Source organism: Streptomyces sp. NBC_01622 (assembly GCF_045209635.1).
GTDB lineage: Bacteria > Actinomycetota > Actinomycetes > Streptomycetales > Streptomycetaceae > Streptomyces.
In genome coordinates this window covers 1668376-1685340 of the sequence record NZ_CP109293.1, presented here as the reverse complement: position 1 = coordinate 1685340, position 16965 = coordinate 1668376, and the positions used below count along the sequence as shown (strand labels likewise).

The window sequence follows — 16965 nt, the reverse complement described above, 5'->3', positions numbered from 1 at the left end:
ATCTCACTCGTGCTGTTGGTGCCGGCGCACCTCCGCAGTGGCCACGGTGTGTCGGCGGGGTCCCAGTGAGGGGGCGATCTGCGCGGCGCCGGCTCCGCCGCGCTGGTGGAGTGTGCCCGCAACTAGCGCCGTTCCTGTCCGTGGGAGGAGTCAACTCGTCGCCTGCGGGAACGAGATCTCGACGCGCCGGTTCTCTCGTCGACCGGCCTCCGTCGTGTTCGACGCGACCGGGTGCCGCTCGCCAAGTCCTCGCGTCTCGAAGCTGACCGCCGACGGGAGTGCGTTGGCCAGCACGCTTTGTACCGTGCTGGCGCGTTGCTGAGACAGGAGGTCGCCGTGCGCGGAAGAGCCGAGATTGTCGGTGAAGCCGAAGATGCGAACTCTCGTCACTGTCCGCTGCTTGATCTCTGCGGCGATCGCGGCGAGGCGGGACTGCGCCGAACTACTCAGCCGTGAGCTGTCCTTGGCGAACAACACCTCAGACTGGAGCGTGTACGTCACTTCCGTGTCTGTGTCCTTGCGGCGCTCGGTGCCGTCCTGATCCTCGACCACTCGGCTGATGGCAAGAGGACCCGAACCGAGGTCGAGAATCTTGAGAGGGGCGAGTGTCGCACCGCCGCGCAGCGCGAGGCCGGAGCTGGCCAGATAGGGACTGGCAACTGCCCGCTGGATACTGCCGGGGTCCGGGCTATGAGCTACCACCAGGGTGGTGAAGGCGAGGAGCGCGATCGCGAGGCGGGACCGGTCAGGGCACATGGAAGTCTCGCCTTACCCGGAGATCTTAATATTCGCCGTGTCGAACAACGGCAGTTGGAAGCCGATTGTGGTCGTACTTGTTGGCGGTGCGGGGAACTGCATGAAGACGTGGACGCTCTCACCGGCCTTGAGCGTGGACAGGCCGGTCGTGGTGAGAGGGCGCCCGTCCGTATCGCGCAAGACGTAGTAGCGCTTGTGCTGGGAGAAGTCCACGACGGTTGCCCCGCCTAGCGACGGGCCAGTTCGCAAGACGTCCAGCTCGTTGCCGCGGAGCTCGGCGGGGACCACCACCGTGCCTGCCCCGTCGTTCTTGAGGTTTCCGCGTACGGTGAGGTAGCCGGCCACCGGGTCCCGCTCGGCTGACGTGATCGTCAAGTCCAGTCCGCCTTGTCCCTCCAGCTCCGCCAAGGGAGCTTTGGGCGCGCCCTGTTGTGTACGAGTGGCGGTATCTCGGGCCTTGGCGGCGGCGGTCAGGACCCGATCGTGGTGCAGGTTGCCGCCGGAGCAGCCGGAAACTGTGAAGGCCAAAGTCACCAGGGCCGCCGCACTGACCATGCGTCTGGGGAACGTTGCGACGGTCCAAGTGCCCATAGAACTGCCGGCTATCTGCCCGCCAAAGGGTTTGGAATCGGGAGATGCGACCGTTTGCTTAAGCGTTGTCCCGTAAATGATCTTTGACGTGCTGGATTACCTGCCTTTTCTCCGTCACCCGGCGAGGGTGATGTTGTGCAGGCGGGCGATGCCGAGCATGGCGTGGTGGACGCCGTCGCCCTTGAGGCGGCAGTCGCGGAGGATTTTCCAGGTCTTCATGCGGGCGAAGGCGTGCTCGACGCGTGCACGTACTTTGCGATGGGAGGTGTTGTGTTCCTCTTTCCACGCCGGGAGTTCGGCCTGGCCGGGTTCGCGGCGGTGTGGGATGACCAGGCCGGTGCCGCGGTAGCCGCCGTCCGCGATGACCGTGGTCTTGCCGACGGCGTCCTTCGCGCCAGACAGTTCCCACGCCTTGCAGTCGTTGCGGTTGCCGGGCAACGGGCGGCCGACGGCGACGACGAGCCTGGTGTCGGCGTCGATGACGACCTGGTGGTTGGTCGAGTAGCGGTAGTTCTTCGACTGCTCGGCGACCTGGTGATCGCGGGTGGGAACCAGGGTGCCGTCCACAATCAGCACGGCGTCCTTGCGGAACCGCCTGCGCTGCTGGAGGGCGAGCGCGGGTCCGAGGTGGTCGATGATGCGGTCGGCGGCCGACTTCGACACCCCGAACAGCGGCGCCAGTTGGCGCAGCGTCAGGTTCGTCCGCCAGTACGCGGCGACCAGCAGCACCCGGTCTTCCAGCGGCAGGCTCCACGGCCGGCCCTTGCGCACCGGATCTGCCCCCTCGCGTCGCAACGCGGTGATCAGCTTCCCGAACTGACGCGGACTCAGCCCGGTGAACGGGGCTATCCAGGACGGCTCCGACGCCGTGATCACGCCAGCCACGACAAGATCATCTCATCCCTGACCAGCAGTTACGGGACAAGTCTTAGAGAGGCACCAGGAAACCTCGTGAGCCAGTTTCAGATGTGCAGCACTCTGTTTGGAGTGCCGTAAGCCCAAGCCCATTGATCCTCCTGCTGATGGGTCGTCTTGCTCGCTGTCGGCCATGTCTACCGGCACCTTGCGTTCCAACTGCAAGGTGCGATCGCGAACCAACTTCAGAGTGGGGCCGTGGGCTTGGGTGAACTTTTACTGGACTGTTTCCTCGATCAAGAGTGCATGCGCCCCCATCAACGAGGTGTTCTTCGCGGCCTCTTGGAGAGTTTCTACAGCCTTCAGGATGCGGGTGAAGGTATGACCTCGTAGTGCGGGTCGTCGATGAGGCCATACCGCTCCACCGCGAACGCCGTTGCTCCGGCAGTCGCGTTACACCTGGCCCATATGGCCTGGTCATCGTCGACGACGGCTGGGCCCACGCGTACTACGTCGGTGCCCAGGTCTTGGATGTGCCAAAGCCGGTCCCATCCCTGGTCGATTTGACCGCCGTTCCGGGCCCAGGCTCCGCCGGTGACCGCCTATGGCGCGCCCCGGCCATCTGAAACGGGCGTCCAGTACGCATCGAGGCCCGGAACCGTTCGGGTCTGGGGTTTCGCGGGGCGGATCAGCGGGTTACCGATGAGGATGGCGCTTGGTTCTGAACGGGCGATATCGAGGCATCGGTATGTCCCCTCGGTTCAGAAAGCTGCGCAGCCGCGCGTTGGCTTGCAGCCGGGTGTCAGAAGTCCGCCTTCCCTGCGATTTCTGGCGCGGAGTCCTCGAGGATCGACGAGAGGCCTCGTCGCAGAGCGTGACGAATGCTTGCTGGAGTTCACCCTCCGGCACGAACCTGCGGGACGTCCGGAAGCGCTGGAATCGCATCTGCCTGCGACGTTGCTTCCCAGAGCGTCAGAAGCTGTCTACGGCGCAGCGAGCAACGCGCCATGAGAGGTGTCATCGGTAGGCCATACGGCCCACCTGACCTGCGGAAACACGGGGTGCAGCGGTGCGCCCCCGGCGGGGCTCCAACCTGCAACCAAGCGCTGCGACCGCTCTATACGCCCCGCAGATGTCGGCACCTGCATGTTCCGGTGTACCTGATAAACCATCAGTTCTTTGCGAGCGCGTGTGGGGGAGCCGCACCAGGCCCCAAGGAAGCGGGTCGGCCACGGACGCTCAGAGCGCAAGGGCCGTTCCCATCCGCTGACTTGCCTGCTCTCGGCTGAGGCGTGACGAGGGAAGTGTAAGAGTTCGGAGTGGCTCCCATCGATCAGGGGAGAACGGTTCGGGAGGCGACGAGGCTGCCTGGCGGGGCCTGAAATCACAGACTCCTTTACTCGGCCGAGTACGCTGAACACTGACCTCGAAGAACGACCCGTCGCACGACGCTCGGTGACTCCGCAACTGGGGGTCAAGGGGTCGCAGGTTCAAATCCTGTCGTCCCGACGGTGTGAAGGGTCTTCGCAGGCGAGAGCTTGCGGGGGCCCTTTTCGTATGGGTCGTTTCCGATCTTCGGGGTTGAGCATGCCGCTCGTCGGCACCTTTACTCGGAGGCCGGCGAAAATGCCGCCGTTGGGCCTGGAGAGGATGACCGCGGGGCTGTCGACGACATGGCCGGGGTTTTCTGAGGACTCGGGCCGCTCGCTGCGGGTGGGGAACCATCCGGAGGCCACCTGCGACAACTATCTTCTGGCGGCTGCCCAGTTGGGCCGCTATCTGGGGGGTATGCGCCGGGCCCGGAGGCCGACGATGCGGCCGAGGGCGCCCACGAGGTGCACCGCACGGGACGGTACATCGCCCTGTCGTCGACGGAGTTCAAGTTCCTGGCCTACCTCCTGTCGAACGCGGGCCAGGTGGTGAGCAAGGTCCAGATCCTCGACCACGTCTGGAGCTACGACTTCGCGGGCGACTCCCGGATCATCGAAACGTACGTCAGGTACCTGCGCAGGAAGATCGACCGCTTCGAGCCGCCACTGATCCACACCGTGCGCGGCGTCGGCTACTGCCTGCGGCTTCCCCGCGACCGCGCAGGGACATCGGACCAGTGACCCGGTTCCTGCCCCGGCCGCCCAGGTCGCCGCGACGGCGCCTCGTCCTCGGAGCGGCTCTGCTCGCCACCGCGGCAGTCCTGATCTCCCAGGCGATCGGCTATGTGGTACTTCACTCCTGGCTGCTGGACCGCGTCGACGAGCAGCCAGTCGAGTTCCATCCACCGGCTCTCGTCTACTACGACGCACTCCGAGACAGGCTCCCGGCCCAGGGAGAACGCCAGGACGTGCTTCCCTCGGACTTCCACATCTACTTCTACGACTCCTCCGGGAGCCGTCTGAACAACTCCCTGGGCTCCGAGACCGAGCCAGGACCTCGGTTGGCCGGTCAAGCGGAGGGCCTCGGGCTGCAGGACGGGCACCCCGGAACCGTGTCCGCTGTCAGTGGTGACGGCCGGTGGCGGGTGTTGCTGAACCCCGGTCCGCACGGCATGAGCGCGGTGGTCGCTCTTCCGCTCGACACCGTCGACGGCGCCACATCGAAGCTCCTGTGGTTGAACGCCGTACTGCTCGCCGTCACGATCGTCGCCCTGATCGCCCTGGGCCGGTGGGTGGTTCGTCTGGGGCTACTCCCCTTGACCAGAATGAAACGGACGGCTCAGGACGTCACCGCGGGCCGGCTCGATCTGCGGCTGGCAGACACCGATGCGCATACCGAGATCGGACGACTCGGCCGGGTCCTGAACTCCATGCTGGACCGTCTGCAGAAGGCGCTGCTGGCCCGAGAGGCCTCGGAGGCCCGCCTTCGCCGGTTCGTCGCCGACGCCGGGCACGAGCTGCGCACTCCGCTCACCGCCATCCAGGGCTACGCCCAACTTGCCCTTCGCACTGAACCGCGTTCGGCCCTCGAACGAAACGAGGCCAACCGGTTCATCGCGCAGAACGCGGAACGCATGAGTCTGCTCGTCGACGATCTCCAGTTGCTCGCGACCCTGGACAAAGAACCTTCCTACCGCAGGGAGCGGGTCGACCTGCTGTCCCTCGCGGCGGACGCCGTCAGCGCCGCCGCCGTCCACAGCGAGTCCCATCCCGTCGACCTCGGCCCGCTGCACACCCCCGCCGATCCCACCGGAGCGGAGGAACTCGATGTCGCGGAGACCGTCGGCGACCCGCACCGACTGCAGCAGATCGTGGAGAACCTGCTTTCCAACGCCCGCACCCACACCCCGCCGGGCACCCGGGTCCATGTTCGTGTCGGCATGACCGAAGCGGGTGGCGGAACCGGCGGCAAGGACCGGCCCGGACGCACCACCGCTTCACCACCCCTGCCGGAGGGCCTGCCGATCAGTGTGGTCGAGGTGGCGGACGAAGGGCCGGGCCTCGAACCAGTCGACGCCGAGCTCGTCTTCGAGCGCTTCTACCGCGCCGACCCCGCCCGCTCCCGCATCCACGGCGGCAGCGGCCTCGGCCTGGCCATCGCCGCGACCATCGCCGAGGGCCACGGTGGCTGCCTCGAACTCGATACGGCCCCCGGCCGCGGCTGCACCTTCCGCCTGGTTCTGCCCGCAGCCGACTCCGGGCCCGAACGCCGCTGCTCCTGCGGGTACGGGAGGTGCGGCCCATAGGCGCCCAGAGCGACAGCGGGTCCCCGGGCATATGGAGGACGGGACTTGGAGGACGACCCGCGGTCGATGCGGCCGTGGAGCGTCTCCGTGGCCGGTGCGCACGGCGGAATTCCGCGGATGGGTGCGGAAGGGGCCTTGGCGGTGACAGGGCGGGATGCGAGCGGTCGACCGGTCACCAGGAGTGCGTCGACGGCGAGCGGATCCTCCTCCGTAGCCAGACGCCGTAAGCCATGGTGCTGTCCCGTGCCCGGCACTTCTGTCCGGCTGGTCATGCGCCCGTATCCGGCCCGCCGAGAAGTCGGCGGCAACCTTTGCGCCGCCTGTGACCACTGAGCAGTGCAACACCGACTCGCTCTTTCGAACGGATGGACATGCAGGAGACAACACGTCAGGCGGCGTGGCAGCGCAGGCGCAGACGCCGACTGATGGTGGGCGCAACCACGGGACTGATCGTCACAGGACTTCTCGTCGGCCTGGTCATGACGATGCAGCCAGACCGCAAGGAGGACGCAGGGCCGGCGGCGGCCACTGCCGTCGCCAACTCCCAGGAGACTCTCCCGGCAGGCTCGCCTGGGCACTCCGCGTCCCCGTCCACGACCTCCACGAGTTCCGTGACGGCGTCCGCCGGTCCGACCCCGCCGAAGGCTTCCCCGTCCAGGTCGGCGACGCCGGCATCGACCTCCCCGCGGAAGGCTCCCGTCACGACGTCGCCGGCCGGGCGGATCCGGCCCAAGGTCACCTACCCGGGGGTCGCCACGGTCTACAAGGCCGGGGTCGGGGACGGCGCCTGCTCGTACGGTCCGAGCAGCGACATGATGATCGCGGCGATGAACACGACCGACTACGAGACGTCCAGGGCGTGCGGGGCGTACATACGCGTCCACGCGGCGAACGGCGCCTCCGTCACAGTACGGATCACCAACGAATGCCCGCTGCCCTGTGCGCCCGGGCAACTCGACCTCAGCGAACAGGCCTTCGCCGAACTGGCCCCCGTCTCGACCGGCCGGCTCGCGATCACCTGGAGCCTGCTGAGCCCCGACACATCGGGCACGATCTCGATCCGTTACAAGACCGGGTCCAGCCCTTACTGGTGCGGCATCCAGGCGATCGGCCACCGCAACCCGCTGGCCCGGCTGGAGGTCCGCAGCGGCGGCAGTTGGCGCCAACTGGCCCGTACCGACTACAACTACTTCCTCTCTCCCGACGGCAGCGGGTGTGGTGGCACCATCAGGCTCACCGACATCTACGGACAACAACTCACCGTCGACGGAGTCGCCCTACGGCCGGACGTCGTGCAGCCCACGCGATTGCAGTTCGCACGACACTGACCACGTCGGCGACAGCGGGCTCCTCCGATCGGAACGCGATCGCCGACGGCACGGAGCCGACCACCGTTCTGAAGCAGTTCACCATCACCTGAGCCACACCCACCGAAGGGGGAGCGGTGTGCGTCGAGCAGGTGGTCGGCCCCGACGGGGACGGACAGGATCCGGCCCACGAGGTCGGTGGGGGTTTCGGGTGGGTGGGGTTGACGCGTACGAGGCGTTATTTGGGCTTCTTCTCTTTGCCCTTGGCTCCACTTGTCTGGCCGTTGCCGGAGGAACCGGTGTTGCCCGCCGTGCCGTTGCCGGCGTCTGCGGCCTGGCTGGGTTTGCCCGTGCCGACCGACTTGCTCGGCGTGGACGTCGCCTGCGCCAGTTGCTCGGAGCAGTACGCGGCGACCTTGTCACTCCCGCCGGCGGCCGCGACGAGCTGCTGCCAGGCCGTCGCTTCGAGCGCCTTGCCGCGGTCCTTGACCTGCTCGTAGGCGCGACAGTGGGCTTCGGTGTTCTGGGCGGGCGACGAACCGTCCGTCGGCCGGTCGGTGCCGGTCGGCGCCGACGAGGCCGCACTGCCCGGCCGGTCCGGGGCGACCGACGGGTGCTCGGTCGCCCGGCCGGTACCGGCGCCGTCCGTGGACGAGCCGGCGGAACCGATGGCCGCGACCGCGACGCCACCCAGGGCCAGGCTGGCGAATACCACGCCGAACGTCGTTTTCACGGGTCGCCCGGCACGCCGCTTCGCGGGCAGTCGCCAGTCGTCCCGGCGCCGGGTCCGCGCCCGGTGCGTGCCCGGGTTGCGGGTGGTCCGGAAGGCGACCAGGGCGCGCTGCTCGGCCTCCGGGTCGAGATCTCTGCCGCGGATGACGGCGTCCAGCGTCGCTTCCAGTCCGGCGGTGTCCGGCGCGTCCCACGGGTCGGACGCGGCGCCACCAGGGTGCGCACGTTGGCGGCCCGGAACTCCGTCGCCGCTCAGCCGTTCACCCATGTCCGCTTCCGTTCTTGTCCGACAGGTTCGATTCGTTCGGTATAGCCGTCTGGTGCCTGTACGTCGGCCCACCGCGGCCGTCTATGTTCATTTCGGCTGCTGTCGTTGTTCGTTCCGACTCCACCAGCGTTCGGGAAGCCTCATCCGTCACACCCGTGTCCACTTCGCTGCCGGCGCCCAGCTGGCGCGCGAGGCGTTTCAGTCCGCGATGGGCGGAAGTGCGCACCGCTCCCGGGCGCTTGCCGAGGACGCGGCCGGCGGCGGGACCGTCCAGGCCGACGACGACCCGCAGGAGCACGGCCTCGGCCTGGTCCCGCGGCAGCCCGCGGACCAGGTCCAGGGCCCGCTCGGTGGAGAGGGACTCCAGGGCCTGGTCATAGGTGCTGTGCGGGGCGGGCAGGTCCAGTACGTCCTGTTCGGTCCCGCCCGCCCGGGGCCGCACACGCTGGCGCCGCAGGTGATCCAGCGCACGGTGCCGGGCGATGGTCGCGGTCCAGCCACGGAACCCGGCCCCGTCTCCCTTGAAACGTTCGAGGTCACGGGCAATTTCCAGCCAGGCGTCCGATGCCACGTCCTCCGCGTCGTCGCCGACAAGCCCGTGCAGGTAGCCGAGCAGGCTGGGCTGCACGATCCGATAGAGGATCGTGAAGGCGGATTCGTCGCCGTCCTGGGCTCGCTCGACTGCCGCGCCCAATTCCCCGTCGTACGTCTGCACGCGCCGGGGTCGCCGTAGCTGGCCCAAAACTGTCCTCGTTCGCACCGTTCAGAGTGGGTCCGTGCCGTCCGCCGTGCTCCGGTCGCATCGACGGCCCCATGTTGACCAGCGTCCGTGCTCACAGAAGTGTCACAACACATCAGCTTCCTCCACGGCATCGCCGGCGCTCCGCCGCGCAGCCGCTGCCGGCACGAAGGGGCGGCTCGACACCTCCCCGGCGCCCCGCGATTCGATATGCGGAGGGCGGTGCGCGACCGGCACCGCCCCCGCCCGGTGACGTTTCGCGTCGGCCGAGCGCTGGGTGGCCGGAACCCGCCCACTGCGCGGGTTCCGGCTACCCCGCAGGCGCCTCGGACCGACGGCAGGCAGTCGGGCGTGGCGCGGGCGACATCACCCCCGTACGCCCGACAACATCACCCTCGCGCGCACGACGGTCGCGGCGGTCTTGCCGGAACGGGGTCCGCCGGGTCGCGTAATGCTTCGGCGCCCCCGTGCGCTCCTTCTGGCATGAGTACGTATCTCCGACTGCGAGCGGTGCCGCCCCCGGCACTGCGCAACAGCGCGACCTGGCTTGAACGACTGTTCGGGGACAACTCGGCGACCGTCCGGCACCGGCTCGGTCGGAACAACGAGGAGGTGCTGGACAAGCGTTATCTGGACCAGGAGCGGATCTACGCCGGTGCTCTCTCGCATCGTGCCGAGGACCGGCCACGGACCCAGGTGGTGCTCGGTGGCCGCCCGGTGTTCCGCCCCGACCGACACAAGCCGCCCCTCCTGGTGCTGACGGCGGCCCAGGCCCGCCGGGTTGCCGGGTTCCTGGCGGCGGCCGACTTCGACGCGCTGTGGGATGTCGCCCGCGACGAACTGGTACCGCGCTACGGCGGCGTGACCGCGGAGCCCGAGACCTGGGGTGCGTTCGCGGCCGCGCACCAGGAGCTGAAGGCGTTCTACGCGCAGACGGCCGAGCACGGGGACGCGGTGGTGAAGTTGCTGCCGGCCTGAGGCACGCGAAGGGTCTGGGCCGGAAGCCCGAGGCCGACAGTCAATTTCTTGTTCGGCTTGGGCATCTAGGTCCCATTGATCCGTTATGCGAAACCGAGGTGTAACACTTCCGGCCGCGTTCGCTCTGTCCATGCGGGCGACCGTGTCGGTCGGACAGGACAGGGGGCACGACCCGTGCAGTGGACGAACGAAAGCGGCGGGGCGTACAGCGAGGAGCCGTATGGGGGCTCCGGGTACGCGTATGCCTACGGCCACGAGTACGACGGCGGCGCGATGGCCGACACGGAGTTGCTGACCTGGGACCCCGTCACGACGGAGTGGGACTCACCCCACGGTGACGTCCTCACCGTGCCGCTCCCGGAGGCCGACCCGTCGGGCCTTCCCGTACCAGGACCGAAGACGCCGACGAGACCGTCGGTGCGGCCGGTGTTCGTCGATTCCTCGGGGCGCCGCCGGCGTCGCGTGCTCCGCGCCGCCCGGCTCCTGGTGATCCCCGCCGGCGGCTACGTCGCCCTGCTGATCAGCTCCGCGCTGGGCGGCCCCACCATCAGCGCTCCGTTCGTGCCGCAGCCGCACTCCACGCACCCTGCCACGCCCCGGGCGACCGCACCCGACTCCTCGCCCGGCACCGCCCGGTCCCCGGAGATCGGGAGCCCGACCGCGGCCCGGAAGGCCCCCGACCCGACGGCGGCCCGGACGACCTCCCGCCCCACCGACAAGCCGACGGCCTCCGCCGCGCCAGCCGTGGCCCCCACGTCGTCGGCCTCGACCCCCGCCGTCACCCCCGGTTCCACATCCAAGGGCCGCGCGACCGGCTCGTCCCACAAGCCCGTGAAGAAGTGATCCAGGGCCCCTTGCCGTGACCAACCGCCGACGCGGCAACGCCGCTCCCTCCCGTCGTCACAGCCGCACCCGCCGGATCACGCCCCGCAGTCACTGGCTGCTGCTGAGCGTGCTCGCGGTAACCCTGTCGACGGCCCTGCTGCTGCAGGGCTACACCCACCACATGTTCGGCATCGCCTCGGACGATGCCACCGGCGCCCGAGGCCACGACGGAGCCGTACCCAGCCAGGTGGTGCATGGCGGACCCGTGATCGCGAACGCCGCCACGGCCCCGCACACCGCCCGCGTGAAGGCACGCACCATCGCGCTGACCTTCGACGACGGCCCGGACCCCGTCTGGACGCCACGGATCCTGGACGTGCTGCGCCGCAACCATGTGCACGCGACCTTCTTCGTCGTCGGAACCCAGGTCGTGGCCCACCCGGACCTGGTTCGCCGGATCGTCGCCGACGGCCATCAGATAGGCATCCACGCCTTCACCCATCCCGACCTGGCCCGCCTCGCCCCATGGCAGCGTTCCGTGGAGCTCCGCGAGACGCAGTTGGCGGTGGCCGGCGCCACGGGGGTCACCACCGCACTGCTGAGGCCGCCGTTCTCCTCGCGGAACGACGCACTGGACGACGCCGACTGGTCCGTCATCGAGCAGGCCGACGCGGCGGGCTACGTCACGGTCCTCGCCACCCGGGACGCCGAGGACTGGCAGCGTCCCGGTGTCGACCGCATTCTCGCGAACGCGACCCCGCACGGCCGGGACGGACAGATCGTGCTCATGCACGACTCCGGTGGTGACCGGTCCCAGACCGTCGCCGCGCTGAGTGCCCTGCTGCCACGGCTCAAGGCACAGGGCTTCCGGTTCGCGACGGTGTCCGACGCGGTCGGTATGGCCGCACCCGTCCAGCCCACCGGGCTCGGGGACCATCTGCAGGGGCTGGCCCTCATCCGGGTGCTGCAGGCCGGCGACTGGCTGGTGTGGCTGCTGGGGCTGTTGATGTACGCGGCCGGAGCGATCAGTGTGCTGCGCGCGGCGGTCGTGCTCGTCACGGCCCACCGGCACCGGCGACTGCGGACGAGGCGCCGGGGCCGGGGCCGGTCCTGGGGGCCGCCGGTGACCGAACCGGTCAGTGTCATCGTCCCCGCGTACAACGAGAGCGCGGGGATCGAGGCGGCCGTACGCTCACTGCTCGCCTCGGACCATCCGGTCGAGATCATCGTGGTGGACGACGGTTCGACCGACGGCACCGCCGACCTGGTGGAGTCGCTCCACCTGCCGGTACGGGTGATCCGCCAGGAGAACGCGGGCAAGCCGGCCGCACTCAACACCGGGCTCGCCGCGGCCAGTTGTGCGCTGGTGGTCATGGTCGACGGCGACACGGTCTTCGAGACCGACACCGTCCGCACGATCGTGCAGCCCTTCGCCGATCCCCGAGTGGGAGCCGTTTCGGGCAACGCCAAGGTCGCCAACCGCAGTGGCCTCCTTGGCCGTTGGCAGCACATCGAGTACGTGATCGGGTTCAACCTCGACCGCCGCCTGTTCGACCTCGCCGAGTGCATGCCGACCGTACCGGGAGCGGTCGGCGCGTTCCGCCGTCAGGCGCTGCTGGCTGTCGGCGGCGTCAGCGACACCACCCTCGCCGAGGACACCGACCTCACCATGGCACTGTGCCGGGACGGCTGGCGCGTGGTGTACGAGGAGCGCGCGAGAGCCTGGACCGAGGCCCCCGCGTCACTCGACGCCCTGTGGCGCCAGCGCTACCGCTGGTGCTACGGCACCCTGCAGGCGATGTGGAAGCACCGCGGCGCGCTGGTGCAGCGCGGTGCGGCAGGAAAACTGGGCCGCCGGGGCCTGGTCTATCTGCTGCTCTTCCAGGTACTGCTGCCCCTGCTCGCACCCGTCGTGGACATCTTCGCCCTGTACGGGCTGCTCTTCCTCGACCCGCTCCGGATCATCGGGCTGTGGCTGGCCTTCCTGCTGCTGCAACTCGTGATGGGCCTGTACGCGTTCCGCCTGGACGGAGAGCGCCCCGGCCCGCTGTGGACCCTGCCGCTGCAGCAGTTCGTCTACCGGCAGCTGATGTACCTGGTGGTGATCCAGTCCGTCGTCACCGCCGTGTCCGGCTCACGACTGAGGTGGCATCGCATGGAGCGCTACGGCAGCCTGCGGGTCCCGGCGGGCGCGGAGGTGCCCGGCACGGACTTCCCTCGGCAGGACCCCGGCCTCCCGCAGCAATATCCGTACGAGACGCAGCAGTTGTACTGAATTGCAACTATCCATAGCCAATCGAAACTATTTGTACTGAGAGGACAGTGAGCAGAGCCCATGAGCGGACACCGACGCCGACCGCCGCAGCGCCTCGACGGCGGCACACGTGCCGGGCGTGGCCGCTCCCGGAGAAGGGCGCCACAGAAGAAACGTCGGATCGACTACCCGCACCGAGGCAGGACGGGCCCGCGCCGCTGGCTGCCCTCGGTGCGCCAACTGCTGGGGCTCTTCCTGTTCTTCGTCGGCGGCACGGCAGCGGCCGTCGGCTATGCCTACGCCACGGTCACCATCCCCGACCCCAATCCCACGACGCTGCTGCAGAACAACGTCTACTACTGGTCGGACGGTACGGTCCTGGCGACCGACGGCAGCGTCAATCGGCAGAACGTGTCACTCGCGCAGGTACCCGCCGACGTGCAGGGCGACTTCATCGCCGCGGAGAACGCCTCCTTCTACACCGACCCGGGCGTCGACCCGAAGGGGATCCTCCGTGCAGTCGTCCACATGGCCGAGGGCGGCTCGGTCCAGTCCGGCTCGACGATCACCCAGCAGTTCGTCAAGAACACCTACCTGGATCAGTCGCAGACGGTCTCACGCAAGCTCAAGGAACTGCTGATCTCCACCAAGATCGGCGCAGCCATGAGCAAGGAGCAGATCCTCCAGGGCTATCTGAACACCTGCTTCTTCGGCCGTCAGGCCAACGGCATCCAGGCCGCGGCCCACATGTACTACAACCTCCCGGTGGAGAAGCTCGACGTCAGTCAGGGAGCCTTCCTCGCCGCGGCGGTCAACGAGCCGAGCCTCTTCCAGTACGCGGACTCCGACCCCGCGGCCAGGAAACAGGCGGAAGCACGCTGGTCCTGGGTGCTGGACCGGATGGTGAAGACCGGCAAGCTGACGCCCGGGCAGCGGGCACGGTACGCGGCCGCCGGTTTCCCCGCACCCACGAAGTGGACCCGCGGTTCAGGGCTCACGGGCGAGACCGGCTACCTGGTCCAACTCGCCAGGTCCTACGCCGAGACACACGACCCGACCATCACCGAGAGCAGCCTGAGCAGGGGCGGCTACCAGATCCACACGACCTTCGACAGAAAGAAGACGGCGGCACTGGCCAGGGCCGTCGCAGCAGTGCGGGGGCAACGCCTCGACCCGGCCCACCGGTCGGTCGACCGGGACGTCCAGGTGGGAGCCGCCTCGGTGGACCCCGCGACCGGCAGGATCCTCGCCGTCTACGGCGGCCCCGGCTTCGACCACGCCCACTACTCGGACAACGCCGACACCTCCGGCGTCCCGGTGGGCTCGACCTTCAAGCCCATCGTCCTGGCCGCCGCACTCCAGCACGGCGCCGTACTGCAACCCGGCACGTCCCCGGAGCCGATCACCCCGGCCAGCCGGTTCAACGGTGACGACGGCATCAGGATCAAGGACCAGCAGGGCACCTACGTCGCCGACCCCAAGGACCCCACCGGCCTCCTCCACCAGCACAACGACACCTCCCAGCGCTGGGGCTACATCACCCTGCGCAAGGCCATGGAGGATTCGGTCAACACGCCCTACGTACAACTGGGAGAGGACGTCGGCTACGGGAACGTGGCGGGGACGGCGCAATCCCTCGGCCTGCGCCCGGGCAGCCTCGCCGCCCCCAGCGCCGGCTTCTACATCGGCACCTCGACACCGAGCGCCATTCGGATGGCGAGTGTCTACGGGACCTTCGCCGCCTCCGGTATGCAGGCCGCCCCGTACTCGGTCACGAAGGTAACCCACAACGACTCGGTACTGACCGCCTTCACCGCCCCCGCCCCCGTACGGGCCCTGCCGACGGCGGTCGCCGACAACGTGACCGACGTACTCCGAGGCGTCATAGCCCGGGGCACCGGCACCAAGGCGCAGGCCCTCGGCAGGACCGCCGCAGGCAAGACCGGAACCACCGACGACTACCGTTCGGCCTGGTTCATCGGCTACACCCCGCAACTCGCCACCTCCGTCGTCCTCTTCCGCGAGGACTCCAACCACCCACAGCTTCAGTCCCTGGTGGGCGTAGGTGGTCTGCAGAAGGTGTTCGGCGGTGACATTCCCACCGCGATCTGGACCCAGTACATGCGCGCCGCCCTCACCGGCCTGCCCGACGCCCCCTTCCCCGCGCCCACTTCCCTCGGCGAGGGCACCGACGAGTTCGGTGCCCCCTCGCCCTCGCCCTCTCCGTCCACGGCTCCCACCAAGCACGACGGCAAGCCCGGCAAGAACACGACCACTGCTCCCGTCCCGACGCCGGGCGCCCCGACAACCCGCGCCAAGTGCAACCACCACAAGTGCCGTTGACCGCGACAGCACCGGCCACTGCAGGAGACATCAGCCCGCTGTTCCCCGTGGGCCCCGCAGGATCCGGCACGCAACTCGGCGGTCTTCGAGCAGATGCGTGAAAGGCGGTGTGCGAGGCGACGAGGCTGTCCGGCGGAAGCCCGACCACACAGACTCCTTTACTCGGCCGAGTACGCTGAACACCGACCTCGAAGAACAACCCGTCGCATGCCGCTCATCGGCACCTTCACTCGGAGGCCGGCGAAAATGCCGTTGCTGGACCTGGACAAGATCACTGTGGGTCTGTCGAAGGCCTGGTCGGGGTTTCTGCGGGACTGGGACCGCTCATTGCGGTCGGGGAACTATCCGGAGACCACCTGCTACGGCTATCTGCTGGCGGCTGCCCAGTTGGGCCGCTACCCGGGGGAGTATTCGCCGGACCCGGAGGCCGACGACGCGGCCGAGGGCCCGACCGACGTGAGCCGCGCGCACATTGAGGCGTTCCAGGCGTGGATGATCGAGACGCGGTCGGCGTCGACGGCGCTGAACAAACACAAGGCGCTGCAGCAGTTCTTCAAGTGGCTGATGCTGGACGAGGGCGAGATCGACCGGTCACCGATGGAGCGGGTCAGGCAGCCGAAGATGCCGCAGAAGCTGGTGCCGGTCATTCGGGCCGAGGAGACCACGAAAGTCCTCGGTACGTGTAAGGGCAGGCAGTTCGCCCAGTTGCGGGACGAGGCGATCATCCGCCTGTATTGCACCACGGGGGCGCGAAGGTGGCAGCGGAGCCGATGAACGCCGTGGGAAGCGGAAGCAGCCTGCAGACCTGGCCGGGTTCGGGGGCCGGCGGAGAAGGAGGGGGCGGTCTGCGGGCCCGGCCGGACTCGGAGACCGCAGAGCCATGGCTGCGGTCAAGCCTCGATTCGGTACGGAACATTCCAGAGCCCTCTAAGGCAAAACCTTGTGCGTTACCATGAGGGCATGGTTACAGAATCGTCCCCTCGGCGGCGCACCGGCGGCCGCAGCGCCGTGGTGCTGATGTCCATCAGGAAGGCCGTCGAGGAACTGATCGCCGAACAGGGCAGCGATGCCCTCACCATCCCCATGGTCGCGGAGCGGGCGGGAGTCAATCACTCGAGCATCTACCGACGGTGGGGTGATGCGCGGACCATGATCAATGATCTGGCGACCTATCGGCTCGACCCGGACCGCGGCCTTCCCGACACCGGAGACCTGCGGGCTGATCTGATCGCATGGGCGCAGGAGTTGATCAGCCACTACGGCGTTCCGGTGAACGCAGCCCTCCTACGAGGCGGAGCCGCCGCGGCCGGTGAGAGCGAGTCGGACTGCCTGCGCGACCGGAGGGCGGAAGCGGCCGAGTTCGCCGCCCGGCCCGGCAGTGCCTTCAAGGGTGACGACGTCATCGACCGCGTGGTGGCCCCCATCATCTACCGGGTCATCTTCCTGCCCTGGACCCTGTCCGAGGTCGATGCGCGCACGTACGTCGACGAACTCTGCAACCGCTCCGCCTGATCCCCGACTCGCGCGCGGGGGGTACTGACCGCACTCCTTGCCCCCACATGTGCTGTCGCCGCCCCCGGCGGTGGAGAGCGTCGCCGGCTCCAGTTCGCGGGCAGCGGCGGTGGTGTTGTTGCTGAAGAA

Annotated in this window: 13 protein-coding genes and 1 pseudogene; 9 read left to right on the top strand and 5 right to left on the bottom strand. The window is 68.6% G+C overall.

Going from position 1 to position 16965, the window contains the following annotated elements; translation table 11 throughout:
* Positions 1–150: 150 nt before the first annotated feature.
* The 3 genes from OH768_RS07790 to OH768_RS07780 all read right to left on the bottom strand — a co-directional run bounded on the left by OH768_RS07790 (position 151) and on the right by OH768_RS07780 (position 2232).
* Complete coding sequence (locus tag OH768_RS07790; RefSeq protein WP_406451403.1) at positions 151–756, bottom strand: OmpA family protein; 606 nt, start codon at positions 754–756, stop codon at positions 151–153.
* 12 nt (positions 757–768) lie between these two features.
* Complete coding sequence (locus OH768_RS07785) at positions 769–1131, bottom strand: hypothetical protein (protein WP_406451401.1); 363 nt, start codon at positions 1129–1131, stop codon at positions 769–771.
* Between the two features lie 330 nt (positions 1132–1461).
* The gene (locus OH768_RS07780) at positions 1462–2232 is read right to left on the bottom strand and encodes a transposase (protein ID WP_406451399.1); all 771 of its coding nucleotides are present in this window, start codon (positions 2230–2232) and stop codon (positions 1462–1464) included.
* Between the two features lie 1790 nt (positions 2233–4022).
* Here OH768_RS07780 and OH768_RS07775 point away from each other — a divergent pair.
* From OH768_RS07775 to OH768_RS07765, 3 genes and pseudogenes are all read left to right on the top strand, one after another.
* Positions 4023–4313: pseudogene (locus OH768_RS07775) on the top strand (winged helix-turn-helix domain-containing protein); the annotation flags it as partial.
* The gene (locus tag OH768_RS07770) at positions 4310–5878 is read left to right on the top strand and encodes a sensor histidine kinase (RefSeq protein WP_406451397.1); all 1569 of its coding nucleotides are present in this window, start codon (positions 4310–4312) and stop codon (positions 5876–5878) included. The pseudogene OH768_RS07775 and the gene OH768_RS07770, both read left to right, overlap by 4 nt.
* Before the next feature lie 371 nt (positions 5879–6249).
* Complete coding sequence (locus tag OH768_RS07765) at positions 6250–7206, top strand: expansin EXLX1 family cellulose-binding protein (protein WP_406451395.1); 957 nt, start codon at positions 6250–6252, stop codon at positions 7204–7206.
* A 217-nt stretch (positions 7207–7423) separates the two neighbouring features.
* On the opposite strand, the gene OH768_RS07760 is transcribed toward OH768_RS07765, so the two are convergent.
* Together OH768_RS07760 and OH768_RS07755 are read right to left on the bottom strand one after the other, a co-directional pair.
* Positions 7424–8185, bottom strand: a complete 762-nt coding sequence (locus tag OH768_RS07760; RefSeq protein WP_406451393.1) for a hypothetical protein — start codon at positions 8183–8185, stop codon at positions 7424–7426.
* A complete protein-coding gene (locus tag OH768_RS07755; protein ID WP_406451391.1) occupies positions 8178–8927 on the bottom strand; it encodes an RNA polymerase sigma factor in 750 nt (249 codons plus the stop codon). The genes OH768_RS07760 and OH768_RS07755 overlap by 8 nt, the downstream gene beginning before the upstream one ends.
* Positions 8928–9407: 480 nt before the next feature.
* On the opposite strand from OH768_RS07755, the gene OH768_RS07750 reads away from it, so the two are divergent.
* The 6 genes from OH768_RS07750 (at position 9408) to OH768_RS07725 (ending at position 16836) form a co-directional block, all read left to right on the top strand.
* Positions 9408–9902, top strand: coding sequence for a DUF1877 family protein (locus OH768_RS07750; RefSeq protein ID WP_406451389.1), 495 nt, complete (start codon positions 9408–9410; stop codon positions 9900–9902).
* 174 nt (positions 9903–10076) lie between these two features.
* Positions 10077–10745, top strand: coding sequence for a hypothetical protein (locus tag OH768_RS07745; protein WP_406451387.1), 669 nt, complete (start codon positions 10077–10079; stop codon positions 10743–10745).
* A 16-nt stretch (positions 10746–10761) separates the two neighbouring features.
* Positions 10762–13002 carry a bifunctional polysaccharide deacetylase/glycosyltransferase family 2 protein gene (locus OH768_RS07740; protein ID WP_406451385.1) on the top strand — a complete coding sequence of 747 codons (2241 nt, stop codon included), beginning with the start codon at positions 10762–10764 and terminating at the stop codon, positions 13000–13002.
* Positions 13003–13062: 60 nt separating this feature from the next.
* Positions 13063–15324 carry a transglycosylase domain-containing protein gene (locus OH768_RS07735; RefSeq protein ID WP_406451383.1) on the top strand — a complete coding sequence of 754 codons (2262 nt, stop codon included), beginning with the start codon at positions 13063–13065 and terminating at the stop codon, positions 15322–15324.
* A 246-nt stretch (positions 15325–15570) separates the two neighbouring features.
* A complete protein-coding gene (locus OH768_RS07730; RefSeq protein WP_406451381.1) occupies positions 15571–16098 on the top strand; it encodes a tyrosine-type recombinase/integrase in 528 nt (175 codons plus the stop codon).
* Between the two features lie 186 nt (positions 16099–16284).
* On the top strand, positions 16285–16836 hold the full coding sequence (locus tag OH768_RS07725; RefSeq protein ID WP_406451379.1) for a TetR/AcrR family transcriptional regulator: 552 nt from the start codon (positions 16285–16287) through the stop codon (positions 16834–16836).
* Positions 16837–16965 lie beyond the last annotated feature (129 nt).

What these genes read in the sequence shown, in the direction of transcription:
- OH768_RS07790 (WP_406451403.1), bottom strand. Translation starts at nt 756, where the DNA reads ATGTGCCCTGACCGGTCCCGCCTCGCGATCGCGCTCCTCGCCTTCACC.
- OH768_RS07765 (WP_406451395.1), top strand. Translation starts at nt 6,250, where the DNA reads ATGCAGGAGACAACACGTCAGGCGGCGTGGCAGCGCAGGCGCAGACGC.
- OH768_RS07760 (WP_406451393.1), bottom strand. Translation starts at nt 8,185, where the DNA reads ATGGGTGAACGGCTGAGCGGCGACGGAGTTCCGGGCCGCCAACGTGCG.
- OH768_RS07750 (WP_406451389.1), top strand. Translation starts at nt 9,408, where the DNA reads ATGAGTACGTATCTCCGACTGCGAGCGGTGCCGCCCCCGGCACTGCGC.
- OH768_RS07735 (WP_406451383.1), top strand. Translation starts at nt 13,063, where the DNA reads ATGAGCGGACACCGACGCCGACCGCCGCAGCGCCTCGACGGCGGCACA.
- OH768_RS07730 (WP_406451381.1), top strand. Translation starts at nt 15,571, where the DNA reads ATGCCGTTGCTGGACCTGGACAAGATCACTGTGGGTCTGTCGAAGGCC.
- OH768_RS07725 (WP_406451379.1), top strand. Translation starts at nt 16,285, where the DNA reads ATGGTTACAGAATCGTCCCCTCGGCGGCGCACCGGCGGCCGCAGCGCC.